Origin of the sequence: Eggerthella sp. BIOML-A4, assembly GCF_009875575.1 — a bacterium.
GTDB lineage: Bacteria > Actinomycetota > Coriobacteriia > Coriobacteriales > Eggerthellaceae > Eggerthella > Eggerthella lenta.
Map to the genome: position 1 here is coordinate 1 of NZ_WWRX01000012.1, position 19,119 is coordinate 19,119.

The window sequence follows — 19,119 nt, forward strand, 5'->3', positions numbered from 1 at the left end:
CAGGGCGCCAGTGGGCGGGATCGCGATGCCGTCTTTGTCGAGCAGCGTCACATCAATGGCGATCGCATCCTCGAGCACCTTGCCCTGGCTCTCCACTCTCTCGGCCACGGCGTCCACAACGTCCTGACGCTCGATCCGCGTCGCCTGCACGGTCGCACCTTCGGGCAGCACGCCTTCGGCGGCGGTCACTTTCACCAGCACGTTGCCGGCTTGGGCATAGCCCTCGAACGCCGGGTTGCTCACGTCGGCTTCGACCTCGACGACGTCTTCGTCGGCAACGGGGGCTTCAGGCTCATCGGTCTCGGGCTCTTCCGATTTCGGCTCCTCGGGTTCGCCCTTTTCGTCCGCCTCGCCCGGCTCGATCTTGGTATCGCTGGTGATAGGCGTGGTTTCAACTTCGGGCTCATCGGAGACAACCGCAGCGGCGACAACGGACACGACCAAGGTGCTGTCGACGTACTCGGCCGCGATGCTAGACACGCCGTCCTGGGTGGTGACGGGCACGTCGGCGTTCGCGGCGTTCTTCGCGGTGATGGCTCCCAGCTCGAAGCCGGTGTCGGCGCTTGCTGTAAACCTCAGCTCTTTGTGCAGTTCGGTGGTCAGCATCGTGCCGGAGAGCAGCTGATTCTTCACGGACACGAACGCGTTCTGAGTTTCGAACGTTACCACGGCTTCGTCGACCGTCGTCGAAACAAGAGGCTGGGAAGGCGTCGTCTTGGACGCATCGGCATCCTTGGCCGCAGCGCTCTCGCCATGCTGCACGGCCTCGTCGACCGCTTCCTTGTCGGACTCGCCGACCACCTGATCGGTGGGAGCGGACTCGGTTTTCGAACCGTCCTTCTGACCTTCGTTGCCTGCGAACGCCAGGATGTTCGTCATCGACATGACCAACACCACAGACATGAGGACGGCAAGGAACTTGCCTTCGAACGTGTTTTTAAGATCTAGCATTTTCTCCAACATACCTATCACCCAGACTTTCGCCAGCTACGGAAGGATCGGCTGTTCGTCGCGAACCGCTTCGCAGTTCCGATCCAAGCACGTAGACGCACTGCGCTTGTCGATGAGCTCATACGTTGTCGAATATGCTGAAAACTCGTCTATCTTATGGTAGGTGACAGACCTGACATACCACGTTCTGCAATACAGAACAAGGGCATAGTCTATAACCCAATCTATATTCTATCACGTTGCGACCCCAAATGCTCTAGTAGTGGCCTCATTAAAACACCAATTGGGCAACGCGTTAACCAAATCCGCATTTTATCTCGCCGTTTAAGAAACGAGCATCTGCATCTAACGTAGCGGGAATCGCTTTTTCGTGCCAAAATCAACAGTATCCGGTATGTGCGCAAGGAGGGGTATAATGCCCTCCGAGACAATGAATCGTAGAGAGGGCGCATGCACCTGCTCGGCATCACAGCCGCTGGACGGAAACGACGCGACGGAGCTTGCACGCCGCAACATCGGCGCGCCCGCACGCTGCGTGCGATCGTCCGCAGCGCGTGCGCGGCGGTTCTGGCGACGACGCTCGTCGCGCTGGGAGGATGTAGCGAAAACGACGCGGTCGGCAAAACCTCGAACCCCTCAGGCGGCCAGAGCCAGACGAGCGGCCCGGCCTACGAGCGGCCGGAGCTTGCGCTCTCCCCGTTCGACCAAGCGGCGGCCGGCGGCGAAAACGGCGTGAGCATCGACGCTTCAAACCTGGCGAAAGGCTACGTGGCCGTCTCGGCAACTGCATCAACCCGCTTGAAGCTCCAAGTTTCGTTTGAGGGTTCGGAAACGCAGTATTATTTCGATCTGCCCAGCGACGGCACGCCCATCTCATGCCCTCTCGTTCAAGGCAGCGGCGCGTACACGTTCACCGTCTGGGAAAACACTACCGGACAACGGTATTCGGAGCTGTACTCGCTCGCCGACCAGCCTGTGACGCTGGCTGACGAATTCCAACCGTTCATCCGACCGAGCGTCTACTGCGACTACGACGCGTCCAGCAAGAGCACGCAATTGGCGAACAACCTGTCCGCCGACGCCCAGAACGAGGGCGACGTGGTGCGCGGGATCTACGACTGGATCGTTGAAAATATCGCATACGACGAGGACAAAGCCGCTCGGCTTGCCGATGCGACGGGCTACCTTCCCAATCCCGATTCGTGCATCGCCGACGGCTCGGGAATCTGCTTCGACTACGCATCCTTGGCGGCCGCCATGCTGCGCAGCCAAGGGATCCCCTGCAAGATAATCACCGGGTACGTATCGCCCGATAATATATACCACGCTTGGAACATGGTGTATATTGACGGCACATGGGTCGATGCCCATATCGATATCAAGCAGAACACGTGGACGCGTATCGATACGACGTTCGCGGCCGGAAGCGGGTCGAGCTACGTGGGAGACGGAATCGCGTACACCGACCTCTACACGTACTGATTATGACGATACACGTAGCAGCACGAGACAAAAGGAGCGCGTAGGACATGGCCACGAAGATGCTTGAGAGCAGCGCTGTTTCCGCCTTCTGCGAAAGCGTCGCCGTCATGCACTCCGCCGGCATCCAGATGGACGAAGCCGTCTTTCTGCTGGGCGAGAACATGGAAGACGCCGCGTTCAAACGCGCGTGCGACGACGTATACAAAGAACTCATCGTCGGCAAGCCCCTGGCGCTCGCTATGGACGATTCAGGATGCTTCCCCTCCCACGTCGTCGACATGGCGGGCGCAGGCGAGCACGCGGGCCGCTTAGAGAACGTGCTGTGGAGCTTGGCGAGATACTACGACGAGGAAGATCGCCTGTACGCCAAGATAAAGAACGCGATCGCCTACCCGGCTGCGCTGCTGTGCGTCATGTCGGCGATCTTGCTGTTCACCGTCATCGTCATTCTGCCCGTGTTCGTGGATGTGTACCATGGCCTCACCGGCAACTTGACGGCCGGCTCCTTCGGATACGTGAACGCTTCCATCATCATAGGCTGGATCGCTCTGGGCGTTACGCTGCTGTGCACCGTGCTCGTAGTGCTGGGCGTGCTGGCCGGCCGCTCGGCGGCAGGGCGCCAGCGCTTGCTGCGCCTGTTCGAAAAGGCGCCCCTCACGCGCGGGCCTATGCGCCAGATGGCCGTTAGTCGGTTCACCGCGGCGCTCGCCACGTTCGTAGCTGCCGGCGTGGACACCGATACCGCTATGGAGAAGGCCGTGGCCATGGTGGATCATGGAAACCTGAAATCCCAGCTGGAAGCAGTGCGGATGCAGATGACGGATCCCGCCCAGGCCAAGAGCCTCGCGCAAGCCATCTTCGACAACAACGTCTTCGAGCCCATCTACGCCCGCATGCTGGTCGTGGGCACGCGCTCTGGCAGCTTGGAAACCGTGCTGGCAAGCCTGTCGGACACGTTCTTCGACGACTCTATCGTACGCCTCGACGGCCTCATCGACAGCGTCGAGCCCACGCTGGCCGCGTTCCTCACCGTGGGCGTGGGGGCTACGCTCATCGCGGTCATGCTCCCGCTCATCGGCATCATGGGATCGATCGGCTAGTCCCATGTACCACGAGCTGACCAAACAGGAAATCAGGAGGCGCACCCGCAAGCGCATGGCCGGATTGCTCGCCATCGTGCTGGTCGTCGTACTCGTCTGGCTTTCCTCGAACGCTATCGGAGCATCGCTGCGCGAGCAAGGCGAGCTGTCGGTGCGCAACGCCATCTTGAACAGCGCGAAGCAGTGCTGCGCCATCGAGGGCGCATACCCCTCGTCGCTCGCCTATCTCGAGGAGAACTACGGGTTGGTCGTGAATCGCTCCGACTACGCGATCACGTACGAGGTGTTCGCCGACAACGTCATGCCGAACGTCGTGGTGTTGGCGAAATGAGGGGCGATATGGTGCAAACGCTGATCCAGGCGACAGGGTCCAACCGCAGCTCCGAAGCCCGCGATGGAAAGGCGCGCGGACGGGCGTTCATCACGCTGCTGTTCGCCGTCATCGCGCTGTTCCTGCTGCTGGCGCTTCTGGTGGGCACGAGCGCCTACCGCGCAGCGAACGATGTGCGCTCTTCCTCTGACAATACCCGACTGGGGCTGTCGTTGATCGCGAACTCCATCCGAGCCACCGACGGGACCGACGCCGTAGGCGTGGCCGACGGTCCCGAAGGGCTGGCGCTCGTGCTGACCGAACACCTGGGCAACGGCGACTACGAGACGCGTTTGTACGCCTACCAGGGGGCAATCGTGGAAGAGTACACGCGCGCCGGAACGGCGTTCACGCCCGAGAAGGCTCGGGAGATCGTGAGGTCTTCCACCTTCGACTTCACCTACACCGACGGCCTGCTGACCGTGCACACCGACCAAGGCTCCACCTCGGTTGCCCTGCGCAGCGTAAGAGGAGGTGCCTGATGGGCATCGACCTTTCCCGCCTGCGCCGCGGCAACGATCACGACCGTCGACCCTGGCACGGCGCGGCTTTCATCGTGGAGGCGCTTGTGCTCCTGGTGTTTCTCATTGCGTCGCTTGCCGTGATCATGCAGGTGATCGCCGGAGCGCACGAACGAAGCATCGAAGCCGACCGCCTGTCGAACGCCATCATCCTCGCATCGAACGACGCCGAAGCGTTCGCGGCCGATCCGACCAGCGGCAACACGGGAGGAGAGTACGTCCTCGTCGACGGCCAGCTGGTACAACCCGAGGGGCCGATCGACGTCCTCGACAAGAGCGTGTACGACTTGACGCGCATCGTGGAAGCCCAGAGCCAACCGGGTGGCACGCTTTACACCGCCCACATCTACGTATCTTGCGGCGGAGAAGCAACCTACCAGATAGACACGGCTCGCTACGTGTCGAACGAGGGGGTGCAGCGATGAACAGCACCAACGGCAGCGTTCGTATCGGCCCCATCAGCCTGTTCACGTTGGTCATCATCTTGTGCCTGGCCGTGATGGCCGTGCTTTCGGCTACCACCGCGCAAGCGACGTATTCCGCCGCCGAGAAACAGGCCCTGTTCACCAACGATACTTACCAGAACGAGCAAGCCGCTCAAAGCGCGGTGGCCGTCATCGACGCGGCTCTGGAAAGCGTGCGAGCCTCCGGAGGCGGTCTGGACGAAGCGCTTGCCGCCGTGGACGAGGCGCTGCCGGCCGACGCGCAGCGCGACGGGTCGAGAGTGCTCATGACGTTCGCCTCCCCCAGCGGGCGCACGCTTGACGTGGAATTAACCATCACCGCGAACGCAACATACGAGATCAGCCAATGGAAAGCGACAACGCAGTGGACGAACGACGGCCCGGGTGCCACGCTCTGGTCGGGCGCCGCGCAAACACGATAGGAGAAGCACGATGAAACTGGAGCAGCTCTTGCAAGAGATGGTGGACGCGAAGGCATCCGACGTCTTCATTATCGCAGGACTTCCTTTGGCGTACAGCGTGAGCGGCCGCCAGGTTCGACTGGATTCGGCACCGTTCAAGCCGGCCGACACCGAGGCCTTCGTCGGAGCCATCTACGAGGCATCTGGCCGCAACATGGACACCTTCATGCAGAACGGCAATCACGACGACGACTTCTCGTTCGCCCTGCCCGGCATCGGGCGCTTCCGCGCGAACGTCTTCCGTCAGCGCGGTTCGTACGGAGCGGTCATCCGCGTCATCCCCTTCGGCCTGCCCGATCCGGCGGAATTCCACATCCCCGACGAGGTGCTGCGCCTGGCCAAGTTCCAGAAGGGGCTCGTGCTGGTCACCGGCCCGGCGGGCGCCGGCAAGTCCACGACGCTGGCATGCATCATCGACCGCTTGAACCATGAACGTTCCGGCCACATCATCACGATGGAAGACCCCATCGAGTACGTGCACAAGCACGGCACCTGCATCGTCACGCAGCGCGAAGTGCCCACCGACGTGGCAACGTACAGCGAGGCTCTGCGCTCGGCCATGCGCGAGAGCCCTGACGTCATCCTGCTGGGCGAGATGCGCGATCAGGACACCATCGGCACTGCGGTGACTGCGGCCGAGATGGCGCAGCTGCTGTTCTCTACGCTGCACACTACGGGCGCCGCAGGCACGGTGGATCGCATCATCGACGCCTTCCCCGCCTCGCAGCAGCGACAGATCCGCATTCAGCTGTCCATGGTGCTGCAGGCAATCGTGTCGCAGCAGCTTGTGCCCACCGTCGACGGCGGCACGGCGCCGGCCTTCGAGATCATGATCACGAACACGGCAATCCGCAACCTTATTCGCGAGGAGAAGACGCATCAGCTGGACAGCGCCATCGCCTCGGGCGGTGCCGAGGGCATGCGCACGATGGATCAGAGCTTGTTCGATCTCGTGAAGAGCGGACGCGTAGCAAAAGAGATGGCGCTGCAGTACAGCATCCATCAAGAGGCGCTTGAGAAGCGCTTCGAAACAGAAGGCCTGTAGAGCCGCATCGCGCTTCGGCCAGCAACGACAACGCCCCGCAGCTTGTAACGAGCTGCGGGGCGTTTTCTTGCTTGGACGAGACGCCGGGTGAGACACTGGGGACGGGGTTGGTGTCTCACACGAGATCGACACGAGACAGCATCTCCGTTCCTTTGTCTCACTCCCTTTGTTTCATTTTCGATTACGCTTGCTTCAGGGCGTCGGCCACTTTGCGGGCGGCGGCGGTGATGGACAGGTCGTTCACGTCGACGGTGACTTCGGCGTACTGCTCGTACAGCGGCAGACGCTCGTCGTACAGCTCGCGCAGGCTCATGCCGATGCCTCCCTTCAGCACCACGCCGCGCTCCTGCAGGTCGCTCAGACGGCTGACCAGCTGGTCGTACGTGATCTTCAGATACACGATGGTCCCGATCTCGGCGAGATGCTTCATGGCCTCGTCGGAGTACACGGCCGAGCCGCCCGTGGCGATGATGGACTTCGACGCGTTCAGCTCGCGCAGAATCTCGTTCTCCACCTGGATGAAGCCCTCGGGACCGCACGCGTCGATGAGCTTCTGCAGCGTCTTGTCGCAGCTGTTCTGGATGACGAGGTCGGCGTCGATGAAGTCGTAGTTCAAGATCTTCGCCAGCACGATGCCGAGGGTAGATTTGCCGGCGCCGGGCATGCCGATGAGCACGATGTTGTCTTTTTCTGCCATGAGGTTCCTCCCTTACTGCACACATTGGGAGCAATTGTATCATGGCAGCTCGACCGGCACCGCTTCCAGTTGATTGGTTGCAACGTCCTTGCGTTTCAGGGGGAACATCTCGCTGACCAGGATGGCGCCGAAGATCAGCACGAATCCCACGATCAGCTTGAGCCCCACCTGCTCGCCGTACAGAAGCACGCTGAACAGCACGCCGAACACCGATTCCAGACGGAGGAACAGCGACGCCTGCGCGGGCGGCACATGCGCCAGCGCCACGTTCTGGATGACCAGCGCCACGCACGACGCGAAGATGACCAGGTAGGCCATGTTCCAGAAGAACTCGGGCGTGAGGGCCCACGCGGGAGGGAGCGTCTCGAAGCAGGCGCCGCACGCCACGCCGCACGCGCCGCCGATGAAGAACTGCATCACCGTGAGCACCAGCACGTCGTTCGTCCCCGAGAACTTCGACACGTACACGATGTGCACCGCGAACAGCAGCGCCGACACCAGCGGCTTGGCGTATCGTCAATCGGAGAGTATTCCGGCAGGAAGAAGCTCGAAAGCCGGGATGTTTCGCAGGAACGCCGCGGCGAAGGGCGCTCAAAAGCCGATGCTTCCTGCGTCCGAAAAGCCGGCCGAGTTTCTCTTCCGTACGCCCTGGTTTCGTGCGCTTCTATATATTACTTAAAGAGTCATGGACATAAACAGGCACTTTTCCGTAGTTTTGCTTTGGCGCGCGACAAGAGGCGTTCCGTTTACCTGGGGTTTCTTCCAGGCTCCTTTTCCACTCTGCTGGTTTTCCCTTGGAAAACTACCGAAAAGTCATGCTTTTTGTCCATGATGTTTTAAGTCATGTTCATACTGACTAGCAGGCCCTGTCATCCTATGGGACGATAGATGCGTCTCCCGATGGCGAAGCGTATCATCGGGAGAGAAGCCCCGCCCCGCCGGCCGACCCGTTGTCGTCCAGGCCCTCGGTGCCTTAGCTCAGGCTCGTCGCCGGCGCCGGCGGGGCTTCGCAGTGAAAACCGCGCAGGGCCTTCGGGGATGACTTGATAGGAGCCCGTCGGAGCCCGTCCGACACGCCATAGGACCGTCTCGCCCGAGGACGCCCCGCGCACCCTTTCGGGAGGAGTCCAGTATGGCAGAAGGGAACAGGGTTGTCACCGTCGGCGTCGACACGCACAAGGACGCCCACGTGGCGGCCGCGCTCGACGCCTCCGGCGCGCTGCTCGGGACGGCGTCGTTCCCGGCCGACGCGCGCGGCTACGCCTCGATGGTCGCGTGGATGCGCGCCTTCGGGCGCGTCGAGGCGGCGGGCGTCGAGGGCACGGGCGGCTACGGCGCCGGGCTCGCCCGCGCGCTCGACGCCGCGGGCGTCCGCGTGCTCGAGGTCTCGGCGCCCGACCGCTCCGAGCGGCGCCGGCGCGGGAAGAGCGACGGGATCGACGCCGAGCAGGCGGCGCGCGCCGCCCTCGCGGGAACCCGCTGCGCGCCGGCGAAGTCGCGCTGCGCCGAGATGGGCGCCCTCGGCGCGCTCGAGGCGGCCTACGCCGGCGCGGTGAAGGCGAGGACGGCGGCGCTGAACGCCCTGCAGGCCCAGGTCGTCGCGCTGCCCGAGGAGGCGAGAGCCCCGCTGCGCGGCAAGGGCTCCTCGGAGCTGGTCCGCGCCTGCGCCTCCATGCGCCCGGGCGCGGGCTCCTCGCCCGAGACCCTGGCCAAGGTCGCCTTGCGCTCGCTCGCCCGGCGGGCGCGCATGCTCGACGAGGAGGCGAAGGGCCTGGAGGCCGAGATCGACGCGCTCACGAAGGCGCTCGCCCCGTCGACGAGGTCGCTCCTCGGGGCGGGCCCGCACGTCGCCGCGAGGCTGCTGCTCGCCGCAGGCGCCAACGTCTCGCGCCTGCGCTCGGAGGCGTCGTTCTCCATGCTCTGCGGGGCGAGCCCCGTGCCCGTCTCGAGCGGCAGGGCCGATCGGCACCGCCTGAGCCGCGCGGGCGACAGGCGGGCCAACTCGGCGCTCTACACCATGGCGATCACCCGCATGGCCCACGACGGGCGGACCCGCTCCTACGTGGCGCGCAGGATGTCGGAGGGCAAGACGAAGAAGGACGCCATCCGCTGCCTCAAGCGCTACATCGCCCGAGAGGCCTACCGCGCCCTCGCGCAGGATATGGAGGCCCTGGGGATGTCGTGAGGTAGCCGCTTGACAACATAGGAGCGTCTGAGCGGAGCGCCGCCAGGCGCAGAGTCGAAGGATCCGCAGCGGCGTTAGCAGGAAAGCTTCCAGCTGGCACCGCACGGGATCCTTCGACTCGCTTCGCTCGCTCAGGATGACAATCTAGGCGCTACGGCTGCGGCACGAGCGGCGGGAACTGAGGCAGCTTCGGGGTTCCCATGCGCAGGCTCAGCTGCACCTCGCAGGGCTTGCAGGCCTGGCTCAACTCCACGTCGCTTTGCACCGACATGTACATATACGTATCGACGGCATCCCAACCCGTGATGCGCATGAGCAGGCGCTGCATCTCCTTCGAGACGTTCATCAGAGCCTCGTCGAACTCCTGCGCGCTGGCGTTCACGTACCACTTGCCGTGCGGGCCGAACGTCTCCAGCACGGGCCAGTTCAGCTCGAAGTCCTTCACCAGCGACACCTTCACCGTGATCTCGGCCGCGATCTCGATGCCCGTGCCGCACAGCTCGGCATCGCCCATGGTGGCGTGCACGTCGCCCATTTGCAGCAGCGCGCCCGGCACGCGCACGGGGAAGTACATACGCGTGCCCTTCGTGATCAGCTTGTTGTCCAGGTTGCCGCCGTGCGCGCCCACGAAGCCGTCGATGACGTCCTCGCCGTCGGGCGCGGTGCCGATGACGCCGATCATCGGGTCGATGGGGAACTTCACGCCGTTGAAGTCGGCCATGCCGTCCTCGATGGGGATGATCTTGCTGCGGTAATCCGTCGTTTGGTACAGCGGTCCGCAGTGGTCGTCGGTGGCGATTACGCCATGGTCGGCCACTTGCACGTCGTAGATATCCACCACCAGCACGTCGCCCGGCTCGGCGCCCTCGATGTACACGGGGCCGGCCGCCGGGTTCGTGAACCCGTACGAGAAGTTGAGATCCTTCATGGTGACATCCTCGTTGGGGATGCGCCCGGCGAAGCAATCCTGCGTCTTGAACAGCAGCACCTCGCCCGGTTGCGCGGTCGCGCACGGCGCGTTGTCCTTGGAAAACGCCAGAACCTGATCGGTGATAACCTGCATGAAGTCCTCCTTCTACGACAGCCCCAGCCACGTGGCGAACTTCGGCACGTAGCCCATGACGAATATGATGATGATAAGCGCCGGAATGCCGAACTTCAGCCACAATTTCGACCAAGCCGGGAATTTCACGCCCTTGCCCGTGTCGGCCTCAGCCAGGAAGTTGTCCCAGCCCCAACCGCCCTTCGTCACGCAGAACAGCACGTAGAACAAGCTGCCCAGCGGCAGCAGGTTGTTCGACACGATGAAGTCCTCGATGGACTGGATGTCGCCGATGGCCGGAACCTGCACGCCCGCCAGCACGTTGAACCCAAGGGCGCACGGCAGGCTGAGCACCGTCACGATGATGGCCGTGCGGGCGACCGCCGTCTTGCGCGTCCAATTCCATTTGTCCATCGACCAGCTGATGAGGTTCTCGAACACCGCGATGATGGTGGACAGCGCGGCGAAGCTCATGAACACGAAGAACAGCGCGCCCCACAGCTGCCCCAGCGGCATCTGGTTGAACACGCTGGGCAGCGTGACGAACACGAGCCCCGGTCCGCTGCCCGGCTCCACCGCGAACGCGAAGCACGCCGGGAAGATGATGAGGCCCGCCACAAGCGCCACCGCGGTGTCCAAACCGCAGATGCGCAGCGCCTCGCCGGTGAGCGAGCGTTCCTTGCCGATGTAGCTGCCGAAGATTTCCATGGCCGAAATGCCCAGCGACAGGGTGAAGAACGCTTGGCCCATGGCCGCGTACACCGCGTCGCCGAACGTGGCCCATTGCTCAGCCGTCGTCGCGCCCGCGAACAGCTTGCCGAAGTCGGGGATGAGGTAGAACTTGAGACCCTCCAAGCCGCCCGGCAGCGTGACCGCGCGCACCACGAGCACGGCCATGATGCCCAACAGGCAGATCATCATCACCTTCGTGATGCGCTCGACGCCCTTCTGCAACCCCAGGCTGCACACAAGGAAGCCCAGCACGATGACCACGAGCATCCAGCCCACCAACTCGGTGGGGTTCGCCAGCATGTCGTTGAACACGGCGCCGACGCCCGCGCTGTCCAGGCCGTTGAACGCGCCCGTGCCCATCTTCACCACGAACGACAGCATCCAGCCGCCCACCGTGGTGTAGAACATCATGAGCACCATGCAGCCGATGTAGCCCCACCACGAGAACCAATGCCACTTCCGCGACGGCTGCAGCGCGTCGAACGCCGCCGCCGAGCTCTTCTGGCTGGCACGGCCCACGGCGAACTCCATCACCATGACGGGGAGGCCCAAAATGACGAGGAACACGAGGTACATGAGCACGAACGCCGCGCCGCCGTACTCGCCCGTGATGTACGGGAAGCGCCACACGTTGCCCAAACCGATGGCACACCCCGCGGAAATCAAGATGAAGCCCAAACGCGAGCCGAACCGCTCGCGCTTGGCGACGCCCGCTCCGGCCACGTTCGCCGCGCCGGCCCCCTTGCCGTTGCTCATACCATACCTCTCCCGATGATTCTTGTACGAAATTGCCCGTAAGAAAAGCGTTACGATTGTAGCGTAAGAATCGTAGGGATGAGGCTTTGACCGCTATTTCGCAGCGTTTCGAACGATGCTGCTGTCCCGATACGCTCTGCACGCGCTTACGACGATGCCGCGCGAAACCCGTCGCGGGCGCATTATAATGATGCGACGCAGCCTCGGGGGTCACGACGGAGGAGATATGGGGAACACCGACAAGCAGCATGGCGCAGGGCAGCTCGGTTCCGACCGACGCTACCTTGTCGCCGTCATAGGCTTCACGTGCCTGTACGCCGTGTGCGTGTCGTTCTTCTATTCCAGCTGGCTGGTCGGACGGCCGGGCTTTGCGCCCACGGCGTTCGACAACGTGCTGAACCCCTCCATCCTTGCCGCTTCGCTGCTGTTCTCGCTGCTCGTGCGTTCGAAACTGCCCTTCGGCCGCACGGCATACCTTGCGGCGGGCTACGCCGGGTTCGCGCTGGCGTTGGGCGGCACGTTCTTCGCCGCGACGACTTCGCTCGACCCTGCCGTCGTCACCGCTTCGGCGATAGCGGCCGGCATCGGCATGGGACTGGTCATGCCCTTCTACTTCGAGACGTTCGCACGCTACTCGTCGCGCCGCATCGCCATCGCGTTCGGCATCATGTCGCTGGGCGGCATGGCGGCGAACATGTTGCTGGGGTTCGCGCCCGACGCCGCTTCGCTGGCAACGTACGCGGTGCTGCTCGGCGCCTCGGCGCTGTGCCTGGGCTTCGCGCACCGTGCGGAAGCCGATGGAAGCGAACGCCGCGATCCCCCGTCGCATGCCCGCGGCGCGCTCTCGAAGCACGATTTCCTCAACGTGTTCCTCGTATCGGGCGTGTGCACGTTCGCGCTGTCCATCGTGTACGGCATCCTCGACACCGCGGCGACGGGCACCAGCGCCTCGCCCGCCGCGTCGATCCTCATCTCGCAGTTCGGAGGCATCGCGGCGGCCGCCGTGTTCCTCGCGTACTTCGGAACCCGCTCGAAGCCGAACCCGTCCATGCTGTTCAACGTGGTGTTCGGCATCCTAGCCACCGGCATCCTGTTCCTGCCGTTTTTGTCGAACGACTACGCCGTGTCGCTGAACATCCTGGCAGCCGCCGGATGGAAGCTCGTCATGCTGGCGCTGTTCTACCTCGTGGTCACCACCTACGCGCACAGCCGCACGAAGTTGCTCGTGGGCATCTCGCTGGCGTACGCGCTGCCGCGCTTCGGCCTGTTCGTGGGGCAGAACGTGGCGCAGCTGCTGGGCGTGGGCAGCACGGCCGACTTCGTGCGCACCACGGCGGTGGCGTTCTTCCTGCTGTACCTCATCCTCATGGTCATCTGGATGGTGAACTCGCACGAGCGCAAGCGCGCCGAATCGCAGGCGCGCGCGGCGGACGAGCTGCTCGGGCGTTTCGCGCAGGAGCAGGAGAGCGTGCGCAAGCTGCGCTGCGACGCGCTGGCCGACGACCACGGGCTGACGAACCGCGAGAAGGACATCCTGTACCTGCTTGCCCAAGGGCGCGACCTCGCGTTCATCTGCGAGACGCTGTTCCTGTCCAAGAACACGGTGAAGAGCTACCAGAAGACCATCTATGCGAAGCTCGACGTGCACAGCAAGCAGGAGATCATCGACCTCGTGCATGGGGAGCCCGACGGACCTCGCCGTTAAAGCAAGCTCATCCTGAAGTTCGCTTTAACGATTCCTCTCCCATAACCCCAGGTCGAGCACCCCACCTCAAGGGGGGTTTCGCAGTTTCCCGCTTCGGGTGGGGTGCGCGCGCCCGTTTGCGTCCGTAAGGTGGTTTCACGAGATGCGCCCCGACGGCGCATCGAGCACGTGAAACCATCATTGGAGGAGGCAGTAATGGGGATCAACGAAACAGGAGTATCGCGTCGCTCGTTCATCACGGGAGCGGCGGCGGCCGGCGTGCTGGCAACGTTGGGCTTGGCGGGATGCGCGCCGCAGGATAAGCAGACTGCATCGGCGGCCACAAGCGGCGCCGACACGAAATGGGATGAGGAGTGCGACGTCCTGGTCGTGGGCAGCGGGTACACGGGTCTGGCCGCGGCGCTTGAGGCGAAGAACGCCGGCGCGGACGTCAAGGTGATCGAGAAGACGGCGCGCGTCGGCGGCAACTCGGCGCTTGCGGCCGGCGACTTCGCCGTGTGCAACTCCAGCGTGCAGAAGCGCGAGGGCGTGCAGGATTCCGTCGAGCAGTACGTGGACGACATGATGGTGGCGGGCCTGTACCTCAACGACAAGGAAAAGTGCCGCGTGATCGCCGAGAAGTCCAACGAGACGTGGGAGTGGACCATCGAGATGGGCGCCACCTGGGCGAAAAACGACAACGACGAGTACTTCCTCTACCCGTACGGAGGCCACACCGTCATGCGCTCCATCGCGCAGGGCGACGGCGGCGGCGCGAACGTCACGGGCCCCTTCGCCGAGAAGCTGAAGGAATTGGGCGTCGAAGTCGAGACGAAGCGCATGCTCACCGAGCTGGTGAAGGACGCGAACGGCCGCGTGATCGGCGCTATCGTGCACGACAAGCCCAGCGGCAACGACGTGGAAAGCGGCACGCCCGTCGCCATCAAGGCGAACAAGGCCGTCGTGCTGACCACCGGCGGGTTCGGCCGCGACCTGGCGTTCCGCCAGGCACAGGATCCGCGTCTCGACGACTCCGTGGATTGCACGAACCAGGAAGGCGCCACCGCCGAAAGCCTGCGCGCTTCGGTGGCCGCCGGCGCGATGGCGGTGCACACCGACTGGATCCAGCTGCTGCCTTTCATGAGCCCGGACGAGCAGGGCTACGGCGTCGCCGCCTTCTACACCGACGGCCAAGCCAGCTATGCTCCCACGCTGGACGTGGCCACCGGCAAGCGCATCGTCAACGAACTGACCGACCGCAAGCGCTACGCCGATGCCATCCTCGAAACCGGTCAGCCGTGCGTGCAAATCACGTGCAAGAAGGCGCTGTACGACGGCGGTAGCGGATTGGAAGGCGCGCTGAAGGCCGGCATCACCACCGAGTTCTCGTCCATTGAAGAAGCGGCCGAGCACTACGGCATGCCCGTCGACGCCGTGAAGGAGGAGATCGCCCGCTACAACACGTTCGTGGAGAACAAGCTGGACGAGGACTTCAAGAAGCCCATCCCCGACGACGCCCAAACCATCGACGAGCCGCCGTTCTACGGCGTGCGCCTGTGGCCGAAGGTGCACCACTGCATGGGAGGCGTGAAAACCGACCTCGAGTGCCGCGTCGTCGACATGGACCTGCAGGTCATCCCCGGCCTGTATGCAGCGGGCGAAGCAGTGGGCGGCATCCACGGCGCGTGTCGTCTGGGCTCCTGCGCCACGGCCGACTGCCTGGTGAACGGCCGCATCGCCGGCCAAAACGCCGCCAAGGAGCAGAGCGCCTAGCATCTGCGCGATGCGGCGTGCCGACCCCCGCTCGCACGCCGCATCGTTTGTCGCCCGAAAGCCGCGGTTTTGCCGCCAAGAGCGAGGCTTTCATGCGACAACGCGCCCCCTACCAACCAACTCGCGCCGCCCCGCCTCCCGGAAGGGCGACAAGCGAACCCCCGACCAAGCAGCGGCTCGAATAGAAGAACGAAAACAAGCGGAACCGCCGCGACCCTTGCTACTCCTCGTCGTCCACCTTCGTCTCGAACGTGAAGCGTGCAGCCTGCATCTCTTTGAGGTACGCCGAGCATATCCTCAGTTCGCGGCCGTCTTCGAGCGTGATGGCGAGCGAGCCCATCTTTCCATCCGTATCGAGTCGGATAAGCTTCATTGACGAGACCGACAGCGTCTTGATGGTCTGCCCGTCTTCCCCGCGCTCCTTGAATACGATCGGCTTCGTCTTCGTGAACCCGAATGCGTCGCGAATCTCCATCTCGCTCATGTCGGCCGTCTCAAACATCGTCATCACCGTTCCTTACCTCCGAGTATAGGGCGCCGCGCGTCATCCTCTCGATGCCCTGGAACGAAGGGTCGCCCACGCAACCCTCCGCAGCAAAAAAAAACAACGATCCCTACCGTAGTATATAATCTTTTTAATCATTGATGACGAAGAGCTGTTCTAAAGAGCGCGCCCGCAATCGCCCAGATGCGAGCAAGGCCGAAGACGGGGCGAACGAGCTTCCCGCGAAACGCAGCAAACACCGCCGCACCCAGCGGCGGTTCCCCATCGTTCGCCTCGCGCCAACGATCATGCGCTGTCGAATGCTATTGTTCGAGAAAAATCGACACCACGCACTGACAGAAAAGACCCCCCCCCGGGTCTTTTACCAAGCGAACGCCGGCGTTTGCGAGAGCCTCGCAGCTGCAAACACCGGCAGCACAAGGCAGCGCTACTTGTACGTGATCAGCACCAGACAGCACAGCAGGCTGTCTCCCATGCCGCTGGGCGACAACTGCACGTCCAGGATCTCGTAGCCCTGCTTCTGCATGAACTCCAGCACGCCGTTCAAGATGCGCGACGTGTTCTTGCGGCTGTAGCCGCCCGCCATTTCAAACGCGCCCGCGTGGACCATCCCGTCTTTCGGGCGCAGATCCATGTTCTCCAGATACGTTGCCAGCTTCTCCAGCGCTTTATCCTCGGCGCTCTTACCCGTACCCATGAATCCCATGCTTCAGACCCCTTCCCTTCTGCGACGCGCCCTACCAGCGCTTCGCGATCGTCACTTCGTTGCACCCGTCGACGTAGCGGTACGAATGCGCGTCCATCAGACGCTTGACCATCATGATGCCCAAACCCCCGATGGGAGTCTCCTCCACCGAGCGGGGAGCCTCGGGGTCGGCGTGCCCGAACGGGTCGAACGGCACGCCGCCGTCGCGCAGCACCACCCTCGCCCCGCACCCGTCGGACGCGAGAGACACCGACACCTCCACATCGCCCGACCCGGGGTCGTACGCATAGCGAGCCACGTTCACGAACAGCTCCTCCACCGCCAAGCGCAGCTCCTTGCGCGCCTTGGGCGGGCACTCCGTCGTTTCCAAAGCCTCCGTCAGGAACCGCTGCACGGCAGGCTCGTTGCCCAACGCCGCCTCGATGCGCATGGTGCACGTCTCCGCCGCCTCCACCTTCCTACTCCACGTCGAAGACGTCGATAAGACCCGTGATGTCGAACACCTCGCGAATGTCGTCGCTGGCGTTCACGATACGCAGAGCTCCTTCCGCGGCTGTGACCCGCTTTTGCGTGGCCACCAACACGCGAAGACCCGCCGACGACAGGTACTCCAGGTCGGCGAAGTCGAGCACCACCTTGTTCGTGCGCTCGAACACCGGCTCAAGAGCCTCCTCCAAATCGGCAGCCGTATTGGTGTTCAGATGCCCTCCCAACTTGAGAACCGCCTCGCCTCCGAAATAGTCTACTGCGATGTTCACATCCATGGTTACCCTCGATTCCCGGCCGCCGACGCCGCGGGGCCGTTTTCCTGTCCATCGTAGCGCAGCACCAGCAGCGTGATGTCGTCGGCCTGATCGGCCCCTTCCGCAAAGGCGCGCACGTCCTCCTCGATAACGCCCGACACGGATGCCGGGTATCCGTCGCACTCCCGCTCCACCAGCTGGAACAAGCGTTCGTCGCCGTAACAATGATCCGACGCATCCATGGCCTCGGTCACTCCGTCGGTGTACAGGATCAGGGAGTCGCCCCGGATCATGGTGCGCTCGAACACGCGATAGGGCACACCCTCGAAGCTGCCCAACAGCAGACCCGACCGGTCGCGCATCCACTCGACCGAACCGTCAGCGTGTCGGTACAGCGGCGGGTTGTGCCCGCCGTTGGCGTAAACCAATTTGCCGGATCTCAAATCCAACACCCCAAGCCACACCGTAACGAACATGCCGGCTTCGTTGTCCTCGCACAGGCCGTCGTTCGCTCGAGCAAGCACCTGGTCGGGCGAGAGGTCCTCGCGCAGGAGCTGGTTCAGCAGAGCCTTGACGCGCATCATGAACAGCGCCGCCGGTACGCCCTTGCCGGATACGTCGGCTATTACCACGCCGCAGTGATCCTGATCTATCAGGAAGAAGTCGTAGAAGTCGCCGCCCACTTCCTTTGCCGGGTGCATGGATGCCGATAGCCCGAAGTCATCGCATCCTGAGAACGGCGGGCGCACGGTGGGCAGAGCCGAAAGCTGAATGCGGCTGGCCACAGCGAGCTCGGATCGCGCCCGCTCGCGCTCGGCGCCCATGCGCGCGACGTCGTCCATGTGAGCCTGCAGCTCGTCGATCATGTCGGCCGTGCTGGCAGCCAGATCGCCCACTTCGTCTTTCGGGTAGCACTGCGAGCGGATGACGTCGGCCACGGCCGCGGACTTGCTGGCAGCGTAGTCCCGCACCTGGGAGCTGAGCGCTACGAGAGGTTTCACCAAGGTGCGGCGGAGCAGCAGAAGCATAGCCGTCAGGCAAACCGCGAACACGGCGAACGACACCACCACCGTGCTGGCAACCTGCGATCGCACTGCAGCTTCCAGCTCGTCGGTGCCCATCGACACCTCGTAAACCCAGGTCTGGCCGTCCACGGCAAAAGGCACGTACATAGCGTACGTTTCGCCGTCCGGCGCAAGGGCGGGATCCGTGCTGGGCTCGCCGGTTTCGACCGCTTCCCACAAGGCGGGGTAGTCAGCTTTGAGGCGCTGCTCCTCGTCGCCGAAGAAGTGAGCATCCACCCCGCGCTTCTGATCGCCGGAAATCCCCTCCGCAACGTAGAGGACGGTCTCGTTCTGCTCGTCCGGAACAACTACCGCAAGCCTCGACACGCTGAACGAAGCGCGCAGCCGGTCGAGCATCGCGTCCAGGGAATAGAGCGAGAGGGGTATGCTTTTTCGCTCGTACTCCGCCAGCATGCCGTCGAGACGATCCTGATCCTCCTCGGTCGCCTCCTCCTCCGACCCCTTGAGCCTGTCGACTTCGGCATTGTAAGCGCTTATCAGCCCCTGCGTTTCCGCGAGGCTCTGATCGTACGTCGTCGCGGGGTCCAACTCGTCAGCGTTGTCTTTCCACGCTTGCAATGCATCCGAAGGAAGCGCCTGCGGAGTGGCGTTCGCGGCGTAACCGCCCACCTGCCCCAAGCGGTAGGCTTCGGACTGCAGGAAGGTATCGCGCGTGCTGACGTACGCGAGTGCGCAGTTGAGCACCACGGCCACTACGGCGAACGCCAGGAACACGAGCGCCAGCTTGCGAATGAGCCTTCCCGCATGCCCATCGTTTCGGCCGGACGACCGCTCCACCCGCCTTTCGTCGTTTTTCACGCAGCACCCCCGCATCGCG

General features: G+C 63.5%; 19 protein-coding genes and 1 pseudogene. 10 read left to right on the top strand and 10 right to left on the bottom strand.

The genetic code is table 11. The annotated features are described in order from the left end of the window. Window positions 1–951: pseudogene (locus GT613_RS12205) on the bottom strand (cell wall-binding protein); the annotation flags it as partial. Window positions 952–1,401: 450 nt separating this feature from the next. On the opposite strand from GT613_RS12205, the gene GT613_RS12210 reads away from it, so the two are divergent. The 7 genes from GT613_RS12210 to GT613_RS12240 are packed head-to-tail and all read left to right on the top strand — an operon-like array spanning window position 1,402 to window position 6,394. Then, entirely contained in the window at window positions 1,402–2,433 is a 1,032-nt protein-coding gene (locus GT613_RS12210; RefSeq protein ID WP_086414115.1) for a transglutaminase domain-containing protein, read from the top strand. A 47-nt stretch (window positions 2,434–2,480) separates the two neighbouring features. Beyond that, entirely contained in the window at window positions 2,481–3,533 is a 1,053-nt protein-coding gene (locus tag GT613_RS12215) for a type II secretion system F family protein (protein ID WP_114516647.1), read from the top strand. A 4-nt stretch (window positions 3,534–3,537) separates the two neighbouring features. Then, entirely contained in the window at window positions 3,538–3,864 is a 327-nt protein-coding gene (locus GT613_RS12220) for a hypothetical protein (protein WP_021410349.1), read from the top strand. An 8-nt stretch (window positions 3,865–3,872) separates the two neighbouring features. Next, the gene (locus tag GT613_RS12225) at window positions 3,873–4,385 is read left to right on the top strand and encodes a DUF4860 domain-containing protein (protein WP_009305681.1); all 513 of its coding nucleotides are present in this window, start codon (window positions 3,873–3,875) and stop codon (window positions 4,383–4,385) included. Further along, entirely contained in the window at window positions 4,385–4,849 is a 465-nt protein-coding gene (locus tag GT613_RS12230; protein WP_009305680.1) for a hypothetical protein, read from the top strand. Before GT613_RS12225 ends, GT613_RS12230 begins: the two co-directional genes overlap by 1 nt. Next, window positions 4,846–5,310: a FixH family protein gene (locus GT613_RS12235; RefSeq protein ID WP_114516646.1), complete on the top strand. Its 465-nt coding sequence runs from the start codon at window positions 4,846–4,848 to the stop codon at window positions 5,308–5,310. Before GT613_RS12230 ends, GT613_RS12235 begins: the two co-directional genes overlap by 4 nt. A 10-nt stretch (window positions 5,311–5,320) precedes the next feature. Further along, window positions 5,321–6,394 (top strand): type IV pilus twitching motility protein PilT, encoded by a 1,074-nt coding sequence (locus GT613_RS12240; protein WP_009305678.1) that lies wholly within the window; start codon window positions 5,321–5,323, stop codon window positions 6,392–6,394. Window positions 6,395–6,575: 181 nt separating this feature from the next. Here GT613_RS12240 and GT613_RS12245 read toward each other — a convergent pair whose 3' ends face one another. After that, window positions 6,576–7,091 carry a shikimate kinase gene (locus GT613_RS12245; RefSeq protein WP_009305677.1) on the bottom strand — a complete coding sequence of 172 codons (516 nt, stop codon included), beginning with the start codon at window positions 7,089–7,091 and terminating at the stop codon, window positions 6,576–6,578. 39 nt (window positions 7,092–7,130) lie between these two features. Then, window positions 7,131–7,589 (bottom strand): DMT family transporter, encoded by a 459-nt coding sequence (locus GT613_RS12250; protein WP_114516645.1) that lies wholly within the window; start codon window positions 7,587–7,589, stop codon window positions 7,131–7,133. Window positions 7,590–8,223: 634 nt separating this feature from the next. On the opposite strand from GT613_RS12250, the gene GT613_RS12255 reads away from it, so the two are divergent. Further along, the gene (locus GT613_RS12255; RefSeq protein WP_086414387.1) at window positions 8,224–9,276 is read left to right on the top strand and encodes an IS110 family transposase; all 1,053 of its coding nucleotides are present in this window, start codon (window positions 8,224–8,226) and stop codon (window positions 9,274–9,276) included. A gap of 151 nt (window positions 9,277–9,427) precedes the next feature. Here GT613_RS12255 and GT613_RS12260 read toward each other — a convergent pair whose 3' ends face one another. Together GT613_RS12260 and GT613_RS12265 are read right to left on the bottom strand one after the other, a co-directional pair. Beyond that, window positions 9,428–10,339, bottom strand: coding sequence for an acetamidase/formamidase family protein (locus GT613_RS12260; protein ID WP_009305289.1), 912 nt, complete (start codon window positions 10,337–10,339; stop codon window positions 9,428–9,430). A 12-nt stretch (window positions 10,340–10,351) separates the two neighbouring features. Next, window positions 10,352–11,806 (bottom strand): sodium-dependent transporter, encoded by a 1,455-nt coding sequence (locus GT613_RS12265; protein WP_114549969.1) that lies wholly within the window; start codon window positions 11,804–11,806, stop codon window positions 10,352–10,354. Between the two features lie 226 nt (window positions 11,807–12,032). Between GT613_RS12265 and GT613_RS12270 the strand changes: the two genes are divergently transcribed. Both GT613_RS12270 and GT613_RS12275 read left to right on the top strand, forming a co-directional pair. Continuing rightward, window positions 12,033–13,511 carry a LuxR C-terminal-related transcriptional regulator gene (locus tag GT613_RS12270; RefSeq protein ID WP_161172641.1) on the top strand — a complete coding sequence of 493 codons (1,479 nt, stop codon included), beginning with the start codon at window positions 12,033–12,035 and terminating at the stop codon, window positions 13,509–13,511. 195 nt (window positions 13,512–13,706) lie between these two features. After that, window positions 13,707–15,263, top strand: coding sequence for a flavocytochrome c (locus tag GT613_RS12275; protein WP_114557473.1), 1,557 nt, complete (start codon window positions 13,707–13,709; stop codon window positions 15,261–15,263). A 220-nt stretch (window positions 15,264–15,483) separates the two neighbouring features. On the opposite strand, the gene GT613_RS12280 is transcribed toward GT613_RS12275, so the two are convergent. From GT613_RS12280 to GT613_RS12300, 5 genes are all read right to left on the bottom strand, one after another. Further along, the gene (locus tag GT613_RS12280; protein WP_009305293.1) at window positions 15,484–15,771 is read right to left on the bottom strand and encodes a hypothetical protein; all 288 of its coding nucleotides are present in this window, start codon (window positions 15,769–15,771) and stop codon (window positions 15,484–15,486) included. A gap of 424 nt (window positions 15,772–16,195) precedes the next feature. Then, window positions 16,196–16,474: a hypothetical protein gene (locus tag GT613_RS12285; protein ID WP_009305294.1), complete on the bottom strand. Its 279-nt coding sequence runs from the start codon at window positions 16,472–16,474 to the stop codon at window positions 16,196–16,198. A 31-nt stretch (window positions 16,475–16,505) separates the two neighbouring features. Continuing rightward, the gene (locus GT613_RS12290; protein ID WP_009305295.1) at window positions 16,506–16,928 is read right to left on the bottom strand and encodes an ATP-binding protein; all 423 of its coding nucleotides are present in this window, start codon (window positions 16,926–16,928) and stop codon (window positions 16,506–16,508) included. 4 nt (window positions 16,929–16,932) lie between these two features. After that, window positions 16,933–17,238: an STAS domain-containing protein gene (locus GT613_RS12295; RefSeq protein WP_015761467.1), complete on the bottom strand. Its 306-nt coding sequence runs from the start codon at window positions 17,236–17,238 to the stop codon at window positions 16,933–16,935. 2 nt (window positions 17,239–17,240) lie between these two features. Further along, on the bottom strand, window positions 17,241–19,100 hold the full coding sequence (locus GT613_RS12300) for a PP2C family protein-serine/threonine phosphatase (protein WP_370516127.1): 1,860 nt from the start codon (window positions 19,098–19,100) through the stop codon (window positions 17,241–17,243). Window positions 19,101–19,119: the final 19 nt, after the last annotated feature.